This is a genomic window from Vibrio sp. YT-16 (assembly GCF_033337405.1).
In the GTDB taxonomy this organism is placed as follows: domain Bacteria; phylum Pseudomonadota; class Gammaproteobacteria; order Enterobacterales; family Vibrionaceae; genus Vibrio; species Vibrio alginolyticus.
In genome coordinates, this window is the sequence record NZ_JAWOQQ010000001.1 from 678,763 (window position 1) to 704,326 (window position 25,564).

Here is a 25,564-nt window from a genome sequence, read left to right on the forward strand (position 1 = left end):
TGATGCAGCTTCGTAAAAAGGAAAGACACAAATGAAATACGGCTATTTCGATAACGAGAATCGCGAATACGTCATCACTCGCCCTGACGTACCAGCACCATGGACCAACTACCTAGGTACTGAGAAGTTCTGTACGGTTATCTCGCACAACGCGGGTGGCTACTCGTTCTACAACTCTCCAGAATACAACCGTGTTACTAAATTCCGTCCAAATGCGACATTCGATCGCCCAGGACACTACGTTTACTTGCGTGATGATGAGACAGGTGATTACTGGTCAATCTCTTGGCAACCAGTTGCGAAGAGCCTAGACGAAGCAAACTACGAAGTTCGTCACGGCTTGTCTTACTCTAAGTTCAAATGTGAATACAGCGGTATTACCGCAACAAAAACTCTGTTTGTGCCAAAAGGCGAAGACGCTGAAATCTGGGATGTAGTGATTAAAAACACCTCTGACAAACCACGTACGATCAGTGCATTCTCATTTGTTGAGTTCTCATTCAGCCACATTCAATCTGATAACCAAAACCATCAGATGTCTCTGTACTCGGCAGGTACGGCTTACAACGAAGGCGTGATCGAGTACGACCTGTACTACAACACCAACGATTTCGAAGGCTTCTACTACCTAGCTTCAACATTTGCCCCAGATTCATACGACGGCCAACGTGACAGCTTCCTAGGCCTATACCGTGACGAAGCAAACCCGTTAGCGGTAGAACAAGGTAAGTGTTTCAATACAGCGCAAACTTGTTACAACCACTGTGGCTCTTTGCATAAGCAATTTACTATTCAGCCGGGTGAAGAAGTTCGCTTTGCTTACATTCTCGGTATCGGTAAAGGCAACGGAGAGCGTCTGCGTGCTAAGTACCAAGACCTTGCAGAAGTCGACAACGCATTTGCGGGTATCAAAGCACACTGGGATGAGCGTTGTGGCAAGTTCCAAGTGAAATCACCAAACGAAGGTCTAGATACCATGATCAACGCTTGGACGTTATACCAAGCGGAAACGTGTGTGGTGTGGTCTCGCTTTGCTTCATTCATCGAGGTGGGAGGCCGTACTGGTCTTGGTTACCGCGATACAGCGCAAGATGCAATCTCAGTTCCTCACGCTAACCCAGCAATGACGCGCAAACGTATCGTTGACCTACTGCGCGGCCAAGTAAAAGCGGGCTACGGTCTACACCTATTCGATCCAGATTGGTTTGATCCAGAAAAAGCGGATGTTAAACCATCTAAATCTCCAACCGTAGTTCCAACACCTTCTGATGAAGACAAAATTCACGGCATCGAAGACACCTGTTCTGATGATCACCTATGGCTAGTTCCAACCATCTGTAAGTACGTGATGGAAACCGGTGAGCACAGCTTCTTCGACGAAGTGATCCCTTACGCCGACGGTGGCGATGCAACGGTTTATGACCACATGAAAGCCGCGCTAGACTTCTCGGCTGAATACGTAGGTCAAACCGGTATCTGTAAAGGTCTGCGTGCAGACTGGAACGACTGTCTGAACCTAGGTGGCGGCGAATCTTCAATGGTGTCGTTCCTACATTTCTGGGCACTGCAGGAGTTCATCGACCTAGCGAAATACCTAGGTAAGGAAGCCGACGTTGAAAAATACACCGAGATGGCAGCAAACGTGCGTGAAGCGTGTGAAACACACCTTTGGGACGAAGAAGGCGGCTGGTATATCCGTGGTCTAACGAAAAACGGCGAAAAGATCGGTACAGCGCAACAAAAAGAAGGTCGTGTACACCTAGAGTCAAACACACTTGCGGTACTTTCTGGTGCGGTATCTCAAGAGCGCGGAGAAAAAGCGATGGACGCTGTCGATGAGAACCTATTCTCTGAATACGGCCTCCACCTAAACTCACCATCTTTTGCAACACCGAATGATGATATCGGCTTCGTAACTCGTGTTTACCAAGGCGTAAAAGAGAACGGTGCGATATTCTCGCATCCAAACCCATGGGCTTGGGTAGCTGAAGCGAAACTGGGTCGTGGTGATCGTGCAATGAAGTTCTACGATGCGCTAAACCCATACAACCAGAACGACATCATCGAAAAACGTATTGCAGAACCATACTCATACGTTCAGTTCATCATGGGTCGTGACCACCAAGACCACGGTCGTGCAAACCACCCATGGTTAACAGGTACGTCAGGCTGGGCTTACTTCGCTGTTACCAACTTTATTCTTGGTGTGCGTACAGGCTTCGATGGCCTAACTATCGATCCATGTATCCCAACGAACTGGCCTGGCTTCGAAGTGACTCGCCAATGGCTAGGAGCAACGTACAACATCAAAGTCGTTAACCCAGACTCAGTAAGCAAAGGCGTTAAGTCGATTACCGTGAACGGTGAAGCTGTAAATGGTGCATCTGTACCAGTTCAAGCGGAAGGTTCAGTAAACGAAGTTATCGTTACTCTAGGTTAATCATCTTTTGGGGGAGTCCTTCTCCCCTTTTGATTTATCCGGTGCATTTATGTTTTACAAGTGCATCGGTTCGCTAGCAAAGATTTAAGACGCGGTGGGATGCCGCTCTTATCGAGGATCGAATCATGATCAAATTTGGTACAGGCGGTTGGCGTGCATTTATTGGTGAGGAGTTCACCAAAGATAACGTACGCTTGGTTGCCCAAGCAGTTGCAAACATCACGAATAACGAATCGGTTGCTGATCGCGGTTTTGTGATTGGCTATGACCGTCGTTTTCTTTCCGATAAAGCAGGTCGTTGGTTCGCTGAAGTTCTAGCAGCAAACGGCATTATGGTTAGCTTTATCGACAAATTTGTCCCAACACCTATCGTAATGTTTAAAGCGAAAGAAATGGGCTGCGCATACTCGGCATGTATTACCGCATCACACAACCCTGCCGATTACAACGGCATTAAAGTCTTCATTGAAGGTGGTCGTGACGCAGATGAAATCATCACCCAAAAAATCGAATCACAAATAGACGCGCTCACTGCGCAAGATGTAAAAAGCGTCGACTTTGAACAAGCGGTTGAAGATAAGCTGATTGAAATCATCAATCCGATGAACGAATTCGTTGACTCAATCATCGACTTTATCGACATCGGAGCGATCAAGAAGGCGAATTTACGTGTTTTGATCGACCCAATGTTTGGTGTCGCGAAAAACGCACTGCAAACCGTATTAATCAACGGCCGCTGTGACGTTGATGTGATTAACGATGGCAAAAACCCAGACTTCGGTGGGTTAATGCCTTCGCCAAGCGCTGCAACACTCTACCGTTTGATGCACCTAGTGAAAGAGCAAGGTTACGATATTGGCATCGGTACTGATGGCGATGCGGACCGTCTTGGTATTATCGACGAAAAAGGTAACTTCATTCATCCAAATGAAGTGCTACTGCTGCTTTACTACTACCTACTTGAATACAAAGGCTGGAAAGGCTCCGTGGTACGTAACATCGCAACCACCCACCTTCTCGATAAAGTCGCCGAAGATCATGGCGAGAAATGCTTTGAGGTTCCTGTAGGCTTTAAGCACATCAGCTCCCAAATGGAAGCGGATGACTCACTGATTGGCGGGGAAAGCTCTGGTGGCCTAACCATTCGCGGCCACATCAAAGGTAAAGACGGCGTATTCGCATCAAGCCTATTGGTAGAAATGATTTCAGTAACCGGCAAGAAGCTGTCTGAGTTGCTGGATGAAATCTACGGCAAGTACGGCTATGCCTACATGGCAGAAGGCGATTGCAAGTTCAAACCAGCGCAAAAAGACGTACTGTTCAACAAGATTTATGTTGAAAAGCAGTTGCCTGAGTTCGAGTTTGAAATCGAAAAAGTCAGCTATGAAGATGGTGCGAAAGTCTACTTCAAGAACGGCGGTTGGATCATCGCTCGCTTCTCTGGCACTGAGCCACTGCTACGAATTTTTGCAGAGATGCAAGATAAGGACACTGCGGAACGTGTTCTTCAACAGTTTAAAGACTTCTTGTCTTTATAACTGAACCTTGTGCCCGCTTCGAGCACTATGATGAGAGTCAACGCTGTCTGAAAAGGCGCTCATCAACAGGAGAAGAGCACTTGCCCGGCTCCACAGCCGGGCTTTTTTATTGTATGTTGGAAAGTCGTAAACGAGATAGAAAAGATACTCAGGAGCGTTAAGCAAATGCCAGGACGCCTTGCGTTTCAATTTTCACCGCGACGGACTCACCTATATTTAATGCTTGCGAAGCTGTAGCTAACAAACGGTCACCATTCGCGTTAATCACATAACGGCAGTGATCACCCATAAAATGCTGTTCCAATACGGTTACCGAACTATCTTCATCGGATTGAATTTGCACATGCTGCGGTCTTAGCAGTAAAGAGCACTCCGCCTGTACTGGAATATCTTGTTGAGCCGTGGCTTCAACCACGCCCAAGTGGGTTTCATATTCTGAATTCGAAACCCGTTTAGCAGCAAGGTAACTGCCACCACCTAAGAAATCAGCGACAAATTTACTTGAAGGCTGGTAGTAAAGCTCAGATGCTGTGCCATATTGCTCGATGACTCCATTGTTCATCACTGCCATTTTATCGGCGAAAGCAAAAGCCTCTTCACGGCTATGCGTAACAAAAATGGCAGTCACACCTTGGGCCTTAAAAATCTTACGGATCTCACTTATCAACTCATGGCGAACTTGCGTATCAATATTAGAAAACGGTTCATCAAGTAACAATAAGTCTGGGCTGTAAGCTAATGAGCGAGCAATCGCAACACGCTGCTGCTGTCCACCAGACAATTGATGAGGATAACGATCGCCATAACCTTGAAGATGCACGAGTTCTAACATCTCTTGAACTTTGGCATTTTTCTCTTTTGTCGAGCACTGCTTTAAGCCAAAGGCAATGTTTTGCTCCACCGTCAAGTGAGGAAAAAGTGCGTAATCTTGGAAAATCATCCCGATATTACGCTGTTCTGGCGGCAACCAGTTTTCCCCATCATCAATTGTGACGCAATTTAGACTCATTTCGCCTGACGTTAACGGCAATAATCCCGCAACGGCCTTTAATAGTGTTGTTTTCCCACAGCCACTGGCTCCTAGCAAACAGACAATCTGCCCTTGTTCTACCTCAAGAGACAATGATTCGAGTACAGTTTGATCGTCATATTGGCACGTTAGGTTTTTAATTGATAATGCACAGCTCATCAGTGATTTTGCTCCAGTGAACGGTTAACAACAACAAGCGGGATCAACCCAACAAGAACCAACAGAACCGCTGGCAAAGCGGCCAATTCTAAATGCTCATCCGAGGCGAAGTTATAAACGTATGTGGCTAGTGTTTCAAAGTTAAACGGACGAAGTAACAAAGCCGCATTAAGCTCTTTCATCGACTCGATAAACACTAATAAAGCCGCAATCAGTGCACCGCGCTTAACCAGCGGAAAGTGCACGCGCCACAGCATGGCATTGGGCTTACAACCCATAGTGCGCGATGCCATATCTAACGACGGAGAAATTTTATTTAAATTACTTTCGATACTACCAATCGCTACCGCGGAAAAGCGCACAACCATGGCAAATACTAGTGCGAACATGGAACCAGAAAAGATAAGTCCCGGCCTTCCCCACTCCATGGCTTTAGCAACATCGTTGACACGATGATCCATAAACAGCACAGCGACCATCACACCGATGGCTAGTACCGTTCCTGGTACTGCATAGCCCATAGAAGAAAGACGCATAAATGCCAAGCTTTCTCGTTTACCACTGACTCGATGGGTAAAGTTAACGATCAGTGCGACAGCAACACCAATAATCGCAGCAATAACAGACACAACTAAGCTATTCCATGCGTATTCACGAAACTCTGAGGTCCAACTCTGCGCAAAATAAGTGATCGCATAATCAATCAGCTGTAGTAGCGGCAAAATAAAAGCGACTGAAACCAAGCCCCAACACCAAACCAGTGCGGTCCACTTTTTCCAGCCCGTCAACTCGTAACGAAAATCTTCGTGACTGTTAAATTGGCTTTGAAAAAGCTTTTGTTTACGGCGGCTGTATCGTTCGGCACTAAGAAGCAGTACTACAATGACGAGCATCATGGCAGAAATCTTGGCTGCCGCATTAAGATTAGAGTACCCCAACCAAGTATCGTAGACCGCTGTGGTTAACGTATTCACCGCGAAGTAACTTACCGTACCAAAGTCACCGATGGTCTCCATTGCGACCAATGATAAACCTACTGCGATAGAGGGTCTTACTAACGGCATCGAGATGCGCCAAAAGCTTTCCCATGGAGAGCACTTGAGCAAACGCGCGCTTTGCAATAAAGAGACATTTTGCTCCATAAACGCAGCCCGGCACAATAAATACACGTAAGGATACAACACCAAAGCCAACACAAAGGTCGCACCAGGCAACGTACGAATGTCAGGGAACCAATACTCGCCAGGTCCCCATCCGGTTACATCACGCAAAAAGATCTGAATCGGGCCTGCAAAATCAAACCAATCAGTAAAAATATAACCAATGATATAACCTGGCATTGCAAGAGGTAGCACCAATGCCCACTGCAACCATTTTTCGGTCGGCAGTTTACACATGGCCATTATCCAAGCGCTTGGAATACCAAGAATTAAGGACAGCACCATTACGCCAACAGTTAGCGCAACCGTGTTAAAAATATAAGTCGGCATGACCGTTGCCATTAAATGAGCAAACAAATCATCCGTTTCACCAATTGCGGTGTAGAAGATCGCTAAGATCGGCAAAACCAGTAGCAGAGTTATTACCCCACTACTGGTTTTCCATAAAGAGTGTTTATCTTTCATCGCCTAATTACTGCAAGGCTGTATGAAATACAAATGCTGTTGCAAATACATCTCATATCCTTTAATCAAATGGGGGTACTGTTATACCCCCACAAGGAATTAAAGGTCAAATTTCACTTCATCTAATAGCTTAATTGCCGCTTCGTGGTTGGCTGCAATATCGTCTAGAGAAAGCTTGTCTGCTTTAAAGTCACCCCAAGATTCCACAAGCTCAGAACGCTTCACGCCTTCTTTAACTGGGTACTCGTAGTTAACTTCTGCGTACATTTGCTGCGCTTTGTCACCCGTTAGGAATTCCATTAGCTTCACAGCATTGTCTTTGTTTGGAGAGTACTTAGCCATCGCCATACCAGAGATATTCACGTGAGTGCCTGTAGTCTCTTGGTTAGGGAAGTTGATGTAAACTGCATCAGCCCAAGCTTTTTGCTCTTTGTCGTTAACCATTTTACCTAGGTAGTAGCTGTTACCTAGAGAAACATCACATAGGCCTTCTTTGATCGCTTTAACTTGTGCACGATCGTTGCCTTGTGGTTTGCGAGCAAGGTTTGCTTTCACGCCTTCTAACCACTCTTTGGTTTCTGCTTCGCCATTGTGAGCAATCATTGCTGAAACTAGAGAAACGTTGTACGGGTGCTTACCGCTACGAGTACAAATTTTACCTTTGAACTCTGGCTTAGCTAAGTCTGCGTAGTTGAAATCTGCGCCTAGTTTACCTACGCGATCACGTGATGAATAAACGCTACGAGAACGTAGAGTTAGAGCAAACCACTCATTCTCTTTATCTTGGTATTGAGCAGGTACGTTTTCTTCAATGATTTTGCTATCGACTTTCTGAACTAAACCTTTGTTTGTCAGTTCAGCTAGACGGCTGATGTCTGTCGTAAGAATAACGTCAGCAGGGCTGTACTCACCTTCTTGAGCTAGCTTTTCTGCTAAGCCTTTTTTAGCAAATTTTACGTTTACTTTGATACCAGTTTCTTTAGTGAACTCATTGAACATAGGTTCAACTAGGAAAGGTTGACGGTAAGAGTAGACGTTCACTTCTTCAGCAGCCATTGCTGTTGGAGCTAGAGTAGCGCAAGTTAGTGCTGAAAGAGTTAGCAGTTTTTTCATTGTTTAATCCTTTACCATGCTAATGATAACGTTTATCAGTTGCGTTATTATATGTATGTTCAATAAGAAGACAATGACGAATATTAAAAAACCTGCTCATCGGAGCAGGTTTTATTGTGTTAAGTGTGTAACCATTTATTACAAGCTAATGATTATTTCACCGTAACAAACTCTGGGTAAGCACCAACACCACAATCATGCATGTCCATACCTTCCATTTCTTCATCTTCTGTAACGCGAATCCCAACGGTCGCTTTCAAGATTGCCCACACAACTAGGCTAGCACCAAATACCCAAGCAAAGATAACTACGGCACCTAAAAGCTGTGCACCAAACGTTGCATCACCGTTGCTCAGTGGCACTACCATTAGGCCGAAGAAACCACACACACCGTGAACTGAGATAGCACCTACTGGATCGTCAATTTTAAGTTTATCTAGAGCAATGATACTGAATACTACTAGTGCACCCGACACCGCACCAATCGCAACCGCGTACAGTGGTGATGGCGATAGAGGGTCTGCAGTGATGGCAACCAAGCCAGCTAGCGCGCCATTGAGGATCATCGTTAAATCGGCTTTACCCCAAGTAGTTTTACAAACGAATAGCGCCGCAATTGCACCAGCAGCCGCTGCTGCGTTAGTGTTTAGAAAGATCTGACCTACCGCTGTAGCATTCTCAAAATCTGAAACCATCAACTGAGAACCACCGTTAAATCCAAACCAGCCAAACCAAAGGATAAAAGTACCCAACGTTGCCAAAGGCATGTTAGAACCTGGAATCGGATAGATTTCACCATTTTTACCGTACTTACCCTTACGCGCGCCAAGCAGTAACACACCAGCAAGAGCAGCAGAAGCACCTGCCATATGTACGATACCAGACCCCGCAAAGTCACTAAATCCAGCTTCTGCTAGGAAGCCTCCACCCCATGTCCAGTAACCTTCCATTGGATAGATAAACGCAGTTAAAATCGCAGAGAAAATCAAGAAAGACCAAAGCTTCATGCGCTCAGCTACCGCACCAGAAACGACGGACATAGCAGTTGCAACGAAGACAACTTGGAAGAAGAAGTCAGACTCTAAAGAGTGGTCGGCCCCTTCACCTTGAGTACCAATTAGCGTACCAAATGAAGGTAACCAGCCTCCTTCTCCATTATCGACATACATGATGTTATAACCGACAATCAGAAACATCGTGCATGCGATGGCGTACAAACAGATGTTCTTCGTAAGAATTTCTGTTGTGTTTTTAGAGCGCACAAGGCCAGCCTCTAGCATCGCAAAGCCTGCTGCCATCCACATTACCAACGCACCGGAAATGAGGAAGAAAAAGGTGTCAAGTGCGTAACGTAACTCGGTTACTGTTGTTGTTAATTCCATAATAAGTATCTCCAATCCTTTGAATTCTTAAAGTGCTTCTGCGTCCATTTCGCCAGTTCGGATACGCACCGCTTGGTTCAGATCGTAAACAAAAATTTTACCGTCGCCGATTTTTCCGGTTTGCGCAGCTTTTGTAATTGCTTCAACAACGCGATCTACATTGTCTGCGTGAGTCGCGATTTCAATTTTCACCTTTGGTAGAAAATCGACTTGATACTCTGCACCGCGATACAATTCCGTGTGACCTTTTTGACGACCGAACCCTTTAACTTCTGATACTGTCATCCCTTCGATACCGACATCAGCCAATGCTTCTCGTACATCGTCTAATTTAAACGGCTTAATAATGGCATTGATTATTTTCATTGAGTTATCTCCGAAGCTTTCATCCTGAAACACTTCTTATAATCCAATCTACGTGCCAAGTTTTTAAGTTATTGAATAATAAAAACTAACCTCAATTTACATATCTATAAACAAAAAGGGCGCACCATATCGGTGCGCCCTTTTCACAAATTTAAAGCAACGGCAGAGAAGTTACCCAAAACTGTGCATTAAATGTTCAAAAAGTCTTTCCACTGTTCGATAAGTGCCATGAAATCCTCTATCCCACAACTTGCTGTACTTTCTGCATTGTAGAAGTCGAACTCACTTTCCATCTCGACATCATATTCATGGGCTAATGCGTTTTCTTGTACAAGAACTTCGTCGCCCTGAATCATCAAGCTAATTTCCGTGCCTGTTAGGTTATGCTCCTGAGAAGGCGCTAAAAATGACCGCTCAATTAGCTTTTCAACCTGTGCAATCTTCATCGGATCTTTGCCAATTTCTTCTTGCAACCAGCGCCCTACAATCTCATGTCCCATGCTACATTTTACGTAGTACTCGCCCATCAACGTGTTACGAATGAATTCAAATTCCACCGAGATTGCCTCTTTCGTATCAATTTGGTGCGAGTATAGCGAATTGCTCCCATAAAAAAAGCACCTCATGTGAGGTGCTTTTGAATTGTGCATTTCTGATTATGCCGGTTCTTGGAAGATCACTTCGTCCGCTTTCTTGGTGTATTGATCCATTTTATGGAAGTTCAAGTAGCGGTACGTATCCGTTGCCGTAGCGTCGATTTGCTTCGCGTATTCTAGGTATTCTTCTTTGGTTGGAATCTTACCTAGAATTGCACCTACTGCAGCTAGCTCAGCTGACGACAGGTAAACATTCGCACCAGTACCCAGACGGTTCGGGAAGTTACGCGTTGAAGTCGACATTACTGTTGATTTATCTGCAACACGCGCTTGGTTACCCATACAAAGTGAACACCCTGGCGTTTCAATACGCACCCCTGCACGTCCGAAGATACCGTAGTAGCCTTCTTCAATCAGTTGGTCTTTATCCATTTTTGTTGGTGGCGCTACCCAAAGGCGCGTTGCTAACTGGCCATTGAACTTATCAAGCAATTTACCTGCTGCGCGGAAGTGACCGATGTTCGTCATACAAGAACCGATGAACACTTCATCAATCGCTGTGCCTTGTACTTCAGACAACAAACGAGCGTCATCTGGATCATTCGGTGCACATAGTACTGGCTCATTGATTTCAGCCATATCGATTTCAATCACATGTGCGTATTCAGCGTCTTTATCTGCTTGCATCAGCTCAGGGTTTGCTAGCCACTCTTGCATTGCAGTAATGCGGCGCTCGATAGTACGGCGATCACCGTAACCTTCAGAGATCATCCACTTCAGCATCACGATGTTAGAGTTTAAGTACTCTTCGATCGACTCTTGAGACAATTTCACAGTACAACCTGCCGCCGAACGCTCTGCAGATGCATCAGAAAGCTCAAATGCTTGCTCAACCGTTAGCGTTTCTAAGCCTTCAATCTCAAGGATACGGCCAGAAAATTCGTTGATCTTGCCCGCTTTTTCTACCGTTAGTAGCCCTTGCTGAATCGCGTAGTAAGGGATGGCATGAACAAGATCACGCAGTGTAATACCCGGTTGCATTTCACCTTTAAAACGAACCAAGATTGACTCTGGCATGTCTAGCGGCATAACGCCTGTCGCAGCTGCAAAGGCAACCAAGCCCGAGCCAGCTGGGAATGAAATACCCAGAGGGAAACGAGTATGTGAGTCACCACCCGTACCGACAGTATCCGGTAGTAGCATACGGTTCAGCCATGAGTGGATAATACCGTCACCAGGACGAAGAGATACACCACCGCGGTTCATAATAAAGTCCGGAAGTGTATGGTGAGTGTTAACGTCTACTGGTTTTGGATAAGCCGATGTGTGACAGAAAGACTGCATGACAAGATCAGCAGAGAAGCCGAGACACGCCAAGTCTTTAAGTTCATCACGAGTCATAGGGCCAGTAGTATCTTGCGAGCCTACTGTCGTCATCTTCGGCTCACAGTAGGTTCCAGGACGGATGCCTTCTACGCCACATGCTTTACCAACCATTTTCTGTGCAAGCGTGTAACCCTTGCCAGAATCTGCGATTTCACCAGGTTTACGGAATACATCCGAAGGCTCAAGACCTAGCGATTGACGCGCTTTGTCTGTCAAACCACGACCGATGATCAATGGGATACGACCACCAGCACGAACTTCATCAATCAGTACTTCTGTTTTTAGCGAGAACTCAGCTAGAACCTCACCAGTTTCGTGGTTGCAAACTTTACCTTCATATGGGTAAACATCGATAACATCGCCCATGTTGAGCTTAGTTACGTCAACTTCGATTGGTAGTGCGCCAGCATCTTCCATTGTGTTAAAGAAGATAGGGGCAATTTTGCCACCAAGCACATACCCACCAGCTCGTTTGTTTGGAACGTAAGGGATATCATCACCCATAAACCAAAGCACTGAGTTTGTTGCCGATTTACGTGAAGAGCCAGTACCAACAACATCACCAACGTAAACCAATTGATGACCTTTGTCTTTTAACTCTTCAATTTGCTTGATCGGGCCAATAGTACCCGGTTGATCAGGGTTTATTCCTTCACGCTCGTTTTTAAGCATCGCCAGTGCGTGTACTGGAATATCAGGGCGAGACCAAGCGTCAGGTGCAGGTGAAAGGTCATCCGTGTTCGTTTCACCTGTTACTTTAAATACGGTTAGAGTGACTTTTTCTTCAAGCTTAGGCTTAGAAAGGAACCACTCAGCATCAGCCCATGATTGAAGTACTTTCTGTGCATGCGCATTGCCAGCTTTCGCTTTCTCTTCTACGTCATAGAAAGCATCAAACATCAGCAGCGTATGAGACAGCGCTTTTACTGCGATCTCTGCCAGTGCTTCATCATCCAATAGCTCAACTAGCGGTTCGATGTTGTAACCACCTTGCATAGTGCCTAGCAGTTCAGCCGCTTTTTCACGACTCACTAATGGTGATTTAACTTCACCTTTTGCTACTGCTGTTAGGAAACCCGCTTTTACATAAGCAGCTTCATCAACACCTGGAGGGATACGGTTTTCAAGTAGGTCAAGAATGACTTCTTCTTCACCTTGCGGGGGATTTTTCAGAAGTTCTACAAGTCCAGCAACTTGTTCTGCGTCTAGCGGTTTAGGAACAACTCCTTCAGCAGCACGCTCTTCGACGTGTTTACGGTAGGCTTCAAGCACGACTTTTTCCTCTCATTGCGGTTCCTCCTCTATTATTACTATTGTTAAAGTAAAGGAGTGAACATCCTTGGAAACTTGGCTCTCCATTGCCCTTGTTTTCATTCAATTATGATTGAGAAACAGCGCCGTAGAGGCCAAACTGTGGGCAAAATAATAGCAAATTTAACCTTAAATTAAAATCTTATCATTTTGACCAACATAGCAACTTACGACTAAAGTTCTGCTAATTTTGACCAAATATGCCAAGTTTTTGCTTTCTCATACCCGGTTAATTAAACGATGTTCCTATGATCAAATACACAGCATCCAAATCTTGCTCGGTACGACCGTATGCCAACATTATTGGTCCTATTGGTGAGTCAACACCAAAGAAGATGGAACCAGCATTGTAAAGCGGCGCTTCGTTTAGTTTCAGATCATTATCAGACCAAACACCGCCATATTCGACCGATGCGCCCAGGTAGACTGGAGCTTCAAACAATCCGAAATCATTATCAAACCACTTATATCGGTACACCAAACTGCTGAAAAATAAGTTCTGTCCGATCAGGCTATTTCTTGGGATTCCCGATAGGCTTAAGAAGCCGCCCAACTCTCTGGGATCAAGCGGTAAAGATGAGTTTTTACTCTCTACAAAACTATATTCAGCATGTCCGACTAAAGTATGACGCTGATGACTCACTGCACCTTTAAATCGTGCAGAGATTTCATAAACGGTATCTTCAATAATTTTGTCAGTTTCTAAAAGGCTAACGCCCTGAGGACTTTGATCATGAGACACTAAATATTCGAGATCGACTAAAAGCCCACGAGTCGGAAATGCGAAATCATCAAGTGTGTCTAGGCGATAATTGGCAAACAGACCACGACGTTCAAAATCCAATTTACCAGCAGAAGCCAAAGTAGAAAGCTCAATATCTCCGGTAGAGTAGCGAGCGCCAAATCGAAGTTCTTGCCACAATGTGGGTTGGATACCTATCGCTAACTCTGTTGTAAAATCATCGTAAGTGACCGGAAAAAAGTCATTTACTGACTCTAAATCTGGTGCTTGAGGCTCTGTTAAAGGTAAGTTTCGGCTCTCACTGCCATAGGAAATTCGCCCCGATACAAAAAGTTCTTGGCTAGATAAAACAGGGGAATACAACTCAGCTTCAATCAGCTTATCCGTGCCCATTTCTACGTTGAACGCCAACTCCGCGCCATGAGAGTTCAAGTTGGTAAAGTTGGTCGATATTCCTATGCCGTACTGGCTATCTGTATCGAAGTCATCTTCAAGAAAAAATCGGAAGTTGAGATAATTAGGCCCCCACGACTTCTCGTTAACATCAAAAACCAACAATGTCTCACCATCCACCTCTTCAAAGTGATAAGTGATGAGCTCGAACCGATCTAACGCGTAGAGGTTTTCAACGGCTTTCTCAATTTCGGCCGTTGAAATACGACGTCCGGTTTCTAATTCAATACGATTCGTCAACAACACATCGCTGTAGTGCGTGTTATTAACAATCACTATGTCATCAACCACACGCTGATCGCCATAAATCAAAGTTTTACGAACTTCTTGTTTGCGATCGATGTATTTTTGATAGTCCGCGTTGGACAAGCGTAACTCTTTCAGCTTGTCTTTTAATTGCTTGGTAATATCGTACCCAGCTTGAAAAGCCCAAGGCATTTTGTCGAACTCGACGGTTTCCATGGTGCCCACATTGGGACGAATATAGATATCTTGAGGTTCAAGCTCGTCCACTTGCTGTTGTGTACTACGACGAACGAGATAGTTAGAGAGTTGGTCCGCGACAGTAAACAGCCCCGTAAATTCATCTTCGGTTTTGTAATCGGTGCTAATATCGACGGCAATAACGACATCAGCCCCCATGGCGCGAGCCACATCGACAGGCATGTTATTGACGACGCCGCCATCAACAAGCATATGGCCATTGAGCTTATAAGGAGGAAGCGCTCCTGGTACAGACATGCTAGCCATCATTGCATCAACAAGGTAACCATTGCCCAGTACGACTTCTTCTAGGGCAAGAATATCTGTCGCAACAGAACGATAGGGAATGGCAAGATCATCAAAAGAATCGAATCGCCCTAAGTTCCCTGTAGTCTCACGCAATACTCGCAACATGTTCTGGCCTTGCACCACACCCGTTGGTGCTCGTACCTCACCGAATCTTAAGCCGAGGTCGGTATTAATTTGATAGCGGTCTTCATACTCTTTGTCACGAACTCTACGTTGGCTACGGTCAACACGATCTCGATAACCGCTGCCCCAATCGACGGTGTAGATAAAACTCTCGATTTCATCAGCACTCATCCCCGTGGCATAAAGCCCACCCACATAGGCGCCCATACTGGTACCGGTCACAATATCCACAGGAATCTGCATTTCTTCCAATGCTTTTAAAACTCCAATGTGTGCCGCCCCTTTCGCTCCGCCACCAGCGAGCACAACCGCCACCTTTGGTCGAGGTTCCAAGTCATCCGTTTTTGTTAGAGAGTTTGCGAGGGAAACAGAAGGAGTGATCATCAAAAAGGTACTAAGCCAAAGCGCAAAGTTGCGAACCGATGGGCTTGATAACAGCTTTTTGAACATTCACTTCTTCCTTTATTGAATATCTGATCAAGTAGGGCGTGCTAGCAGTACTGTACTAACACGCCCTAATATGTACTAAGAATTAATCAGATAAACAAGCTAATGTTGTTGATTTGGCGATGCTACCAATCAAATATGCTATTTAACCAGTTTGATTTCTTCTCACACTGTTGCTTTATCTGACCGGTTTTATCCCAAACCGGCAGTTTGTAATCACTACGGCAGTTCATTTCTAAACCTCCATCAGATGTAGGCTTGAACCCTAATGTGGTGATTTCTCTTGGCCATGGGAGCTCTAAACGCTCAGGAATACGCTGCTTCAAGTACTCTGCGTATACTCGTAATGCACCACTCGACCCCGTTAGATTCACGGGTTTATTATCGTCGCGGCCTAGCCAAATTGTCGTCACCTCACGACCATCAACACCGACAAACCAACTATCGCGGTTATCATTACTGGTACCCGTTTTTCCTGCCAATGCAGCCCAACCAAACTGGCTTTGTAAGAAGCGGCCAGTGCCTTGAGCAACCCCTTGTTTCATCGCGTAGGTCGTTAGCCATGCTGCTTGTTCATCCACGGCTCTTGATGAACGAGGCAAGGATTGATACAGCACATTACCTTCCATATCCATGACTGAGCGCAGAGCGGTCAGTTTTGCACGCTTACCTGAATTCGTCAGAGTCTGATACATCTGTGCGACTTCGAATGGCGTCAAAGAAAACGAACCCAAAAACATCGAAGGCACTGGGCGAATTTCGTCTTTGTTCACGCCCAAACGCTCTAAAGTATTGGAGACTTCAGGAATGCCAAGTGCCATACCTAAGCGCACGGTTGGTACGTTAAGTGATTTCGCTAAAGCAATGTAAAGTGGCACATCACCACGATATTTTCTATCGTAGTTGCGCGGCGTCCACACGTTACCTTTACTGCTCTTCAGACTTAACGGCGTGTCGTGTAGCGTCGTGCCTAGGTTGTATTTATCCGGTTGTTCTAGAGCCGTTAAGTAAATCGCTGGTTTCACTAAAGAACCAATTGGACGACTGGCATTGAGCGCGCGGTTAAAGCCTTCATAACCGACACGTTTACCACCAACCATCGCACGGATTTCACCACTATGGCGATCAACGGCCACAGCAGCGGCTTCTAACTCTTTACCACCCCGTTTAGCTAGTTCGGGGATCTTTTTCGCGATAGCTTGTTCCATTTTGCTTTGCGATACTGGGTCCAGAGACGTAAATACGCGCAGTCCGGTCTCTGCTTTAAATCGCTCCCCAACTTTTTCTTTTAATTCAATGCTCAATTGTTGGAAATAAGCTGGCTGACGGCTCGCAATACGTGGCTTGCTTTGCGTATCGAGTGGACGACTTACAGCTTGTTCATACTGCTCTGAAGTCAACATGTTTTGCTGCATTAACAGGCGCAGAACGAGATCACGACGCTCTTTCGTTCTCTCAGGGTAACGAATTGGGTTGTAGTAAGACGGTCCTTTTACCATCCCAACTAACATCGCCAGTTGATCGATTCGCAACTCTTGGATTGGCTGCCCAAAATAGTAACGCGACGCCAAGCCAAACCCGTGGATCGCTTCACCTCCACTTTGACCTAGGTACACTTCGTTTAGGTAGGCTTCTAAGATACGATCTTTGCTGTAACGGTAATCCAAAATTAGCGCGATATACGCTTCTCGAACTTTACGCCACAGTGTTTTATCACGAGTCAAAAACAGGTTTTTTGCCAATTGCTGAGTCAGCGTACTACCACCTTGAACAGTACGACCCGCCTTAATGTTCGCAACCAATGCACGTGCAATCGCGAGCGGTGACACCCCGTCATGTTGATAAAAATCCCGGTCTTCGGTCGCAAGCAGTGCATCCACCAAAATTTCAGGGAACTGATCACGACGTAAGAAAAGGCGCTGTTCATCACGGTCTTTTTCCAGCATGCCCAACATCTTCGGTTCTAGGCGCAAGTAACCAAGGTCTCCTCGAGATTCTAAAGACTGAATACGTTGCAAGCCGGAATCAGAGAAATGCAGCATAATGTGACGATCTGGCTCGGGACCATCGGCAAACTCGAATGGACGACGAATCAATTCAATCCGAGTGGAAGAAGAGGAATATTCGCCTGGGTAACGAGGTTGACTCACTTTACGGTAATTCAACACATCTAACTCGTTGCGCAGTTCTTGGATGGTGATATTCTCACCAGGGCTTAGATTCAAGATACGGGCATAAACCACCGTAGGCAGCTCAAACAGCTGACCTTCAAAGCGTTCTTTCACCACACTATCTAAGTAAATCCCAACAAACAGCAAAACAGCGGCAAGTGCAACGCCAGCTTTCCAGCTAAACGACCACAGAACTTTCAACCACGAACGTTTCTCGTTAGTCGGTTTTTTACTCGGCGTACGTCGAGTCTGTTTTGCGGTTCCTTTATTGGTTGTACTTTTCTTCGCTGGCGCTTTTTTCGCGCTAGGCTTCTTGCTGTCAGTCATTATTCAATTGTCTTTTTGTTTTCGTTGTTGCTACATGATTGGCAGGATCATCTGGCCAAACGTGTTTTGGGTAGCGCCCTTTCATCTCTTTTTGAACGTCTTTGTAGCTTCCGTTCCAGAAAGCCGCCAAGTCCGACGTTACTTGCAATGGACGTTGTGCCGGTGAAAGCAGTTCAAGCACCAAACGCTTGCGGCCAAGAGCCACCGTTGGGGAACCACTCTCCCCAAATACTTCTTGCATACGCACCGATAATATCGGCTCATGGCCATATTGGTAACGGATACGCTTCTTTGAACCTGTGGGCAGTTGGTAATGCTCAGGTAACCATTCATCCAGTTGTTGATTGAGTGGCCAACCTAATCGAGCATTAAGCGCTTCGACCAAGTTGATCTTGCTCAGGTCTTTAACCGAACTGACAGACGTCATGTATGGTTCTAACCACTCCTCTAATGAATCCAGCAAACTGGCTTCATCAAACATTGGCCATGACTGCTCAGGTAACCATTCCACCGCACAACGAATCCGAGCCAACAAGCTCTCCGCTGCCGGTGTCCAGTTTAGACTCTGTAAGCCCTGGCGGCGGACATACGTGAGTAAAGCTTGTGTCATTTTTTCTTTGCCAGGGCTTGGCAACGGCTCGCGTTCAACGACCAGCAGACCGAGTTTTGTTTGTCGCTCAGCTATTAGACGGCCTCTTTTTTCATCCCAGTCCACTACTTCTTCAGACGAAAATAGCGTATCAAAGGTCGTTCGCAATATATTGACATCCAATTCACATGCCGAATGAATTTGACTTGAGTTAGAATGAGAACGCATTAAGTCAACGACAACCAAATACTCACAGCCACCTAGCATGTCTTCCTGATGACATTCTGCACCATGACCATTAGCCAAAGTAAATCGCCCAAATTGATTTGTGCGCTGCTGCGCAATGCGATCTGGAAATGCCAAACTTAACACCAGCGGTAATGCATCTTCATCCACGCCTTTCAGGTCAAATACCGTATCCAATTTGTACGCCAGAGATTGAGCACGCTTGAACAACATCGACCTTTTTGGATGAGTACCAACAAGCCAACGATGCAAGCTATAAGCGATATTGGTAACATTTCTCTCTGGCTCTTCAATCAGTGCGACCGCCGCCAAAGCAGCATTTAACATCTTATCACTGTAAGATTGCGCTTTAATTAGCATCGCAGCCGCACGAGGCTCAACGCCTAGTTCATGCGCCTGTTTTCCTTCGGACGTTAATTGCCCTTTTTCCGTCAGTAGTCCCAATGACACCAATAGCTGCTTCGCTTGTTCCAATGACGCATTAGCGGGAACATCAAGCCACTTTAGATCGTGGATGTCACCCGTTCCCCAAAAGGCAAGCTCCATAACTAAACTAGCTAAATCGGAATGCAAAATTTCGGGTTGGGGAACCAGCGGTTGCTGCTTGAACTGGCTTTCAGAATAAAGACGAACACAAATGCCCTCTTCTATTCGTCCCGCTCGTCCTGCACGCTGAATCGCTGAAGACTGTGCAATGCGTGTTTGCTCTAAGCGTGTTAAACCGTTTTTCAAATCAAAGCGGGCAATACGCTCTAACCCAGAATCAACGACGAGGCGAATGCCTTCAATCGTTAGTGAAGTTTCTGCAATGTTGGTCGCTAGAACGACTTTACGCTTACCTTGTTCTGCTGGCGTAATCGCTTTTTGTTGATCTGCAAAGCTCAGTTGACCATAAAGTGGGCATACGTCGATATCATCCGCTAAATGAGACAACCGCTCTTCAACTTGTTTTATGGCACCAACACCCGGTAGGAAAGCCAACAAAGATCCGGACTCTTTGTTCATAAGACTTTCTATTGTTTTTGCCATACTCGTAGGTAAATGCTCGTTCACACCTAACGGCTGGTAACTCATTGCCACATCAAAGATCCGCCCTTCAGATTCAATGTAACTGGCTTCTGGCAACAGCGATTGTAATGCTTGTTGATCAAGCGTTGCTGACATTACCACCAGCTTGAGATCGTCTCGCAATGCCTCTTGAACTTCTAAACTGAATGCCAAAGCGGTATCGGCATGAATGCTGCGTTCATGAAACTCATCAAAGATCAGTAGATCAACCCCATCCAACTCCGGGTCTGTTTGGAGCATCCGAGTCATAATCCCTTCGGTTACGATCTCCAGCTGCGTTGCTGAGCTTACCTTTGCCTCACCACGGACTCGATAACCCACGCGTTGACCTACTTGCTCTCCCAATTGCTCAGCAAGATAACGGGCAATGTTACGCGCCGCGAGTCGTCTTGGCTCAAGCATGATGATTTTTCCATCAACCGAATGATTTAAGAGTAACTGCAAAGGGAAGTAAGTCGACTTACCGGCACCAGGCGCCGCTTTTAAGATCACTTGATGTTGATTTTTGACCGCCGTCAGCAACTCAGGCATCACGGCTTCAATCGGCAATTGTGACAAAGGAAATACCTTATGGTGTAATGGTGGCAACATTGTACATAAAAAATTTTTTGTCTAAATAAGCAAATGCATTTCACACCCACTTTAGAGTCCGCCACTCTACTCAAACGTTATAAACGCTTTCTTGCCGATATCGAGCTCGATACTGGTGAAATCCGTACAATCCACTGCGCAAATACAGGTGCAATGACGGGTTGTGCAACGCCCGGAAACAAGGTTTGGTTTTCTACTTCCGACAACCCGAAACGAAAATACCCCAATAGTTGGGAGTTGAGTGAGACCGAACAAGGCCACCGTATTTGTATCAACACCGCGCGTGCCAATCAATTAGCCGTAGAGGCTATTGAAAATAATGTCATTTCAGAGCTTTGTGGTTATGACACACTTCAAACTGAGGTGAAATACGGCAATGAAAATAGCCGAATTGATATCTTGCTCAGCGCAGACGACAAGCCAAAGTGCTATATAGAAGTGAAAAGCGTCACTCTTCTTGATGAGACCGACTCTACTGGACAAGGATACTTCCCAGATGCGGTCACGACTCGGGGACAAAAACACCTGAGAGAGCTCACAGAAATGGCACAAAATGGAAGTAGAGCCATACTTTTATTCACTGTTTTACATTCAGGTATTGAAAAAGTATCCGCGGCGCACCATATAGACGCGAAATATTCACTATTACTCAAACAAGCACAAGACGCTGGAGTGGAAGTTCTCTGCTACAAAGCTGAACTGAGCGATACTGGAATGAAGCTGATTTCCGCTATTGATTTTATCAATTAAGAGAAAAAATGATGTCGTCTTCACATTGACGATAACTTTGCGATTCAGTATTTGCTTGCACCGCCTCTTTTTGCTATAGATACCCGCCTTAAATTGACTGCGTAGCAGTTGACTAGGTGTAAGTAGGAGATGCTGTATGCCAGAATCAAAGAAGAAAACGATAGGCATCCTAGCCATTGCCGGCGTGGAGCCATATCAGGAAAAACCTGGTGAAGAGTACATGTCACCAGAGCAGGTTGAACACTTTACGAAAATCTTAACAGCTTGGCGCGACCAGCTAAGAGCTGAAGTGGATCGTACTGTTCACCACATGCAGGACGAAGCAGCAAACTTCCCAGATCCAGTTGACCGCGCCTCTCAAGAGGAAGAGTTCAGCCTAGAACTGCGTAACCGTGACCGCGAACGCCGTTTGATCAAGAAGATTGAAAAGACTTTGGATAAAATCAAAGAAGACGATTTTGGCTTCTGTGAGTCTTGTGGCGTAGAGATTGGCGTTCGCCGTCTTGAAGCACGTCCAACCGCTGACCTTTGTATTGACTGTAAAACACTTGCAGAAATCAAAGAGAAGCAAATGCAAGGTTAATCACCCAGCATTATGATTGTTGAAGGGAGCTCAGGCTCCCTTTTTGTTTTGGCTATCTTCGCACCCTATTTGTTTACTAAATTCGAGATACACGCATGACACGCTATGTAGGTCGATTCGCCCCATCTCCTTCTGGTCCACTGCATTTTGGTTCACTGATTGCCGCTCTTGGCAGTTATTTTCAAGCGAAAGCACAAAACGGAGCTTGGTTAGTACGTATTGAGGACTTAGACCCACCAAGAGAAATGCCAGGTGCAGCGCAACTTATCCTAGAGGCACTCAAGGCCTATCAGCTGCATTGGGATGGAGAAGTGGTATACCAGAGCGAACGTCACGACCTTTACCAAGCTCAAATAAACAAATGGCTCGAAAATGGAGAAGCCTATTATTGCCAATGTACTCGTAAGCAAATTAAAGAGCATGGCGGTTTTTATCCTGGCACTTGCCGCGATAAAAACTTGAAAGACGGCGCGATTCGCCTAAAAATGACCAAGCCTGTCGCTCATTTCCTCGACCAAAAGCGGGGAACCATTACTATTCCAGAGCAACTCGTTAATGAAGATTTCATTATTAAACGTCGAGATGGATTATTTGCTTATAATCTTGCGGTAGTATTGGACGACATCGACCAAGGCGTCACAGAAGTCGTGCGAGGTGCAGACTTAATCGAGCCGACAGGGCGTCAAATTAGCCTGTACCAAATACTTGGTCAGCCTGAAGTTAGCTACTTGCATTTACCATTGGCGATGGACAACAACGGCAATAAATTGTCGAAACAAAATCACGCGACGGCTATTGATATAGATACACCAAAACCTACTCTATTGCGCGCCATGACATTTTTAGGTTTCGAGATACCTGAAACCGTAAGGGCGGCCAACATAGAAGATATTCTTCGTTGGGGCTGCGAAAACTGGCGGTTGGAACAGCTTCCAGCAGAGATCGAGATCACACCGTGATTCTCAAATGGCATTGTGTAGGCTATCATTAGCCGCAAATTAGGCCCTAGAGGCGTATAAAACTAACCAAAGCAAGATTGGATTAAACCCAGTTATTGCCAGATGCACATGAATACAAACGACTATACACCAAGCGAACCTGCCACAATTCCAGAGCTCGCTCTCAATGTAATAACTCGTGAAGAGCACAACATTTCGCGTAAGCAGATCAGTGATAATGCGCTGAAGGTACTGTACCGCCTAAATGGTGCTGGTTTCGATGCTTTTCTTGTGGGTGGCGGGGTTCGAGACTTACTGCTTGGACAAAAACCAAAAGATTTTGACATTGCGACCAACGCAACGCCGGAACAGATCAAACAGCTATTTCGTAACTGCCGTTTGATTGGTCGCCGCTTCCGCTTGGCTCATATTATGTTTGGCCGAGACATCATTGAGGTTGCGACATTCCGTGGTCACCACCAAGAGCAAAAGAATAAGAGCATTTCTCAGCAATCAAAAGAGGGTATGCTGCTGCGTGACAACGTCTACGGCACCATCGATGAAGATGCTGAGCGCCGTGATTTTACGATTAACTCGATGTACTACAACATCGCAGATTACTCGATTCACGACTACGCACGTGGTATTGAAGATTTAGAAGATCGCCTAATTCGACTGATTGGTGATCCAGAAACACGCTACCGTGAAGACCCTGTGCGCATGCTGCGTGCGGTTCGTTTTGCGGTAAAACTAGACTTTGATATTGAAGAAGACACCGCAGCGCCAATCGAACACATGGCACCGTTGCTCGGTGACATTCCGTCAGCGCGTCTTTTTGAAGAGTCACTCAAATTATTGCAATCCGGTCATGGCTTAGAAACCTACCACCTACTGCGTGAGTACAACCTATTCCAGCAACTGTTCCCGACGATTGCAGCGCACTTTACAGAAGATTACTCCTCTCACACTGAGCAGATGTTGGATCTTGTCCTAGATTCTACCGACATGCGCATCGAAGATGGGAAACGCATCAATCCAGCATTTATGTTTGCTGCAATGCTGTGGTACCCACTGTGTGCGAAAGCCGATGAACTGATGGAAGAGCGCAACTTAGGCCATTACGACGCCATTATGGAAGCGAGCAACATCATTCTTGACGAGCAAGTTCGCACAATTGCCATTCCAAGACGCCACACTGCAACCATTCGCGAGATTTGGCAGTTACAGCTTCGTCTTCCACGACGTAACGGTAAACGTGCATTCCGTCTTATGGAGCTCAATAAATTTAGAGCTGGCTTTGATTTTCTTGAAATGCGCGGTGAAATTGAAGGTGGTGACACTCAGAAGCTTGCCAAGTGGTGGGAAACTTTTCAAAATGCAGGCCGAGAAATGCGTCAAGCAATGGCTGCCGACTTAGACGGTCAATCACCGAAAACAGGCCAGCGCCGCCGTAAAACTTATCGCAAGAAAAAGAGTAAGCCCAAATCATGATTACAGCGTACATTGCGGTAGGCAGTAACTTGGCTGATCCTGTCAGCCAAGCGAAGCAAGCGATTGAAGCATTAAAAACGCTGCCTAAATCAGAGTTTGTTCAAGCTTCTTCGCTATACAGCAGCACGCCAATGGGGCCACAAAACCAACCGGATTACATCAATGCGGTTGTGTCTATTAACACCAGTTTGACGCCTATTGAATTGCTCAATTGCACACAAGCTATAGAGCAAGAACAAGGGCGTGTCCGTAAAGACGAACGCTGGGGACCAAGAACCTTGGACCTCGACATTGTGCTTTATGGCAATGAGGTGATTAATTCCGAGAGGCTGATCGTTCCTCATTATGGAATGAAAGAGCGTGAATTCGTACTCTACCCTCTTGCGGAAATTGCACCAAGTTTACAACTCCCTGATGGGACCGAGGTCTCTGAACTACTGGAACAAGTAGATAGAAACGGCCTCAGTATCTGGCAGTCATAGCCAACTCCTAGTAAGGATAAAACCATGAAAAAAATGACCATCAACGACCTAATCAAGTGGAAGCAAGAAGGTCGTAAATTTGCTACTTCAACCGCTTATGATGCGAGCTTTGCCCAACTGTTTGAAAGCCAAGAAATGCCAGTACTTCTTGTTGGTGATTCTCTAGGTATGGTTTTGCAAGGTCACAACGATACTCTGCCAGTAACGGTCGATGATATCGCTTACCATACTCGTTGCGTACGCGCTGGTAGCCCAAATTGTTTGTTGATGGCAGACATGCCATTCATGAGCTACACCACGCCAGAGCAAGCTTGCGAAAATGCGGCTAAACTGATGCGTGCTGGTGCCAATATGGTAAAAATTGAAGGTGGTGACTGGCTTGTCGACACGGTGAAAATGCTCACTGAACGATCAGTTCCAGTTTGTGCTCATCTTGGTTTAACTCCTCAAGCTGTTAATATTTTTGGTGGTTACAAAATCCAAGGTCGCGATCAAGAAAAAGCAGATCGCATGGTAAAAGACGCATTAGCGCTGCAAGAAGCAGGCGCTCAAATCGTCTTACTAGAATGCGTACCAGCTGAGCTTGCTGAACGTATTACGCAAGTGCTTGACGTTCCTGTTATCGGTATTGGTGCAGGTAACGTAACAGATGGTCAAATTCTCGTAATGCATGATATGTTTGGTATTTCTGCCAACTACATGCCGAAATTCTCCAAAAACTTTCTTGCTGAAACAGGTGATATGCGCAAAGCCGTTACTAAATACATTGAAGATGTAGCCAACGGTGTATTCCCAGACGACGCTCATACCATTGCCTAGAGGATA

18 protein-coding genes are annotated in these 25,564 nt (G+C 45.7%); 8 read left to right on the top strand and 10 right to left on the bottom strand.

What is annotated here, in order from left to right:
• Positions 1-31 precede the first annotated feature (31 nt).
• Complete coding sequence (locus tag R7F07_RS03030) at positions 32-2,440, top strand: GH36-type glycosyl hydrolase domain-containing protein (protein ID WP_005380050.1); 2,409 nt, start codon at positions 32-34, stop codon at positions 2,438-2,440.
• Positions 2,441-2,565: 125 nt separating this feature from the next.
• Positions 2,566-3,978, top strand: coding sequence for a phosphoglucomutase/phosphomannomutase family protein (locus R7F07_RS03035; protein WP_005380053.1), 1,413 nt, complete (start codon positions 2,566-2,568; stop codon positions 3,976-3,978).
• 157 nt (positions 3,979-4,135) lie between these two features.
• Here R7F07_RS03035 and R7F07_RS03040 read toward each other — a convergent pair whose 3' ends face one another.
• From R7F07_RS03040 to hrpB, 10 genes are all read right to left on the bottom strand, one after another.
• Positions 4,136-5,167 carry an ABC transporter ATP-binding protein gene (locus R7F07_RS03040; RefSeq protein ID WP_005380055.1) on the bottom strand — a complete coding sequence of 344 codons (1,032 nt, stop codon included), beginning with the start codon at positions 5,165-5,167 and terminating at the stop codon, positions 4,136-4,138.
• On the bottom strand, positions 5,167-6,792 hold the full coding sequence (locus R7F07_RS03045) for an ABC transporter permease (protein WP_025768193.1): 1,626 nt from the start codon (positions 6,790-6,792) through the stop codon (positions 5,167-5,169). Before R7F07_RS03045 ends, R7F07_RS03040 begins: the two co-directional genes overlap by 1 nt.
• A 99-nt stretch (positions 6,793-6,891) precedes the next feature.
• Positions 6,892-7,905, bottom strand: a complete 1,014-nt coding sequence (locus R7F07_RS03050; RefSeq protein ID WP_005386566.1) for a Fe(3+) ABC transporter substrate-binding protein — start codon at positions 7,903-7,905, stop codon at positions 6,892-6,894.
• A gap of 152 nt (positions 7,906-8,057) precedes the next feature.
• Positions 8,058-9,287 (bottom strand): ammonium transporter, encoded by a 1,230-nt coding sequence (locus tag R7F07_RS03055; protein ID WP_005386568.1) that lies wholly within the window; start codon positions 9,285-9,287, stop codon positions 8,058-8,060.
• A 27-nt stretch (positions 9,288-9,314) separates the two neighbouring features.
• The gene (locus R7F07_RS03060) at positions 9,315-9,653 is read right to left on the bottom strand and encodes a P-II family nitrogen regulator (protein ID WP_005386570.1); all 339 of its coding nucleotides are present in this window, start codon (positions 9,651-9,653) and stop codon (positions 9,315-9,317) included.
• A 188-nt stretch (positions 9,654-9,841) separates the two neighbouring features.
• Positions 9,842-10,210, bottom strand: a complete 369-nt coding sequence (locus R7F07_RS03065; RefSeq protein WP_054579081.1) for a YacL family protein — start codon at positions 10,208-10,210, stop codon at positions 9,842-9,844.
• Between the two features lie 99 nt (positions 10,211-10,309).
• Positions 10,310-12,907: a bifunctional aconitate hydratase 2/2-methylisocitrate dehydratase gene (gene acnB, locus R7F07_RS03070; protein WP_005380009.1), complete on the bottom strand. Its 2,598-nt coding sequence runs from the start codon at positions 12,905-12,907 to the stop codon at positions 10,310-10,312.
• A 268-nt stretch (positions 12,908-13,175) separates the two neighbouring features.
• A complete protein-coding gene (locus R7F07_RS03075) occupies positions 13,176-15,506 on the bottom strand; it encodes a patatin-like phospholipase family protein (protein WP_318110436.1) in 2,331 nt (776 codons plus the stop codon).
• Positions 15,507-15,628: 122 nt separating this feature from the next.
• The gene (mrcB, locus tag R7F07_RS03080; RefSeq protein WP_005380020.1) at positions 15,629-18,001 is read right to left on the bottom strand and encodes a penicillin-binding protein 1B; all 2,373 of its coding nucleotides are present in this window, start codon (positions 17,999-18,001) and stop codon (positions 15,629-15,631) included.
• On the bottom strand, positions 17,994-20,462 hold the full coding sequence (gene hrpB, locus R7F07_RS03085) for an ATP-dependent helicase HrpB (RefSeq protein WP_318110437.1): 2,469 nt from the start codon (positions 20,460-20,462) through the stop codon (positions 17,994-17,996). Before hrpB ends, mrcB begins: the two co-directional genes overlap by 8 nt.
• Before the next feature lie 66 nt (positions 20,463-20,528).
• Between hrpB and sfsA the strand changes: the two genes are divergently transcribed.
• From sfsA to panB, 6 genes are all read left to right on the top strand, one after another.
• Positions 20,529-21,245 (top strand): DNA/RNA nuclease SfsA, encoded by a 717-nt coding sequence (sfsA, locus tag R7F07_RS03090; protein ID WP_158174151.1) that lies wholly within the window; start codon positions 20,529-20,531, stop codon positions 21,243-21,245.
• 136 nt (positions 21,246-21,381) lie between these two features.
• Positions 21,382-21,828 (top strand): RNA polymerase-binding protein DksA, encoded by a 447-nt coding sequence (dksA, locus tag R7F07_RS03095; RefSeq protein ID WP_005386584.1) that lies wholly within the window; start codon positions 21,382-21,384, stop codon positions 21,826-21,828.
• Between the two features lie 95 nt (positions 21,829-21,923).
• A complete protein-coding gene (gene gluQRS, locus R7F07_RS03100) occupies positions 21,924-22,787 on the top strand; it encodes a tRNA glutamyl-Q(34) synthetase GluQRS (RefSeq protein ID WP_005386586.1) in 864 nt (287 codons plus the stop codon).
• 102 nt (positions 22,788-22,889) lie between these two features.
• Entirely contained in the window at positions 22,890-24,257 is a 1,368-nt protein-coding gene (pcnB, locus tag R7F07_RS03105; protein WP_005386589.1) for a polynucleotide adenylyltransferase PcnB, read from the top strand.
• The gene (gene folK / locus R7F07_RS03110; protein ID WP_017635910.1) at positions 24,254-24,739 is read left to right on the top strand and encodes a 2-amino-4-hydroxy-6-hydroxymethyldihydropteridine diphosphokinase; all 486 of its coding nucleotides are present in this window, start codon (positions 24,254-24,256) and stop codon (positions 24,737-24,739) included. Before pcnB ends, folK begins: the two co-directional genes overlap by 4 nt.
• 24 nt (positions 24,740-24,763) lie before the next feature.
• Positions 24,764-25,558 (top strand): 3-methyl-2-oxobutanoate hydroxymethyltransferase, encoded by a 795-nt coding sequence (panB, locus tag R7F07_RS03115; protein WP_005386592.1) that lies wholly within the window; start codon positions 24,764-24,766, stop codon positions 25,556-25,558.
• Positions 25,559-25,564 lie beyond the last annotated feature (6 nt).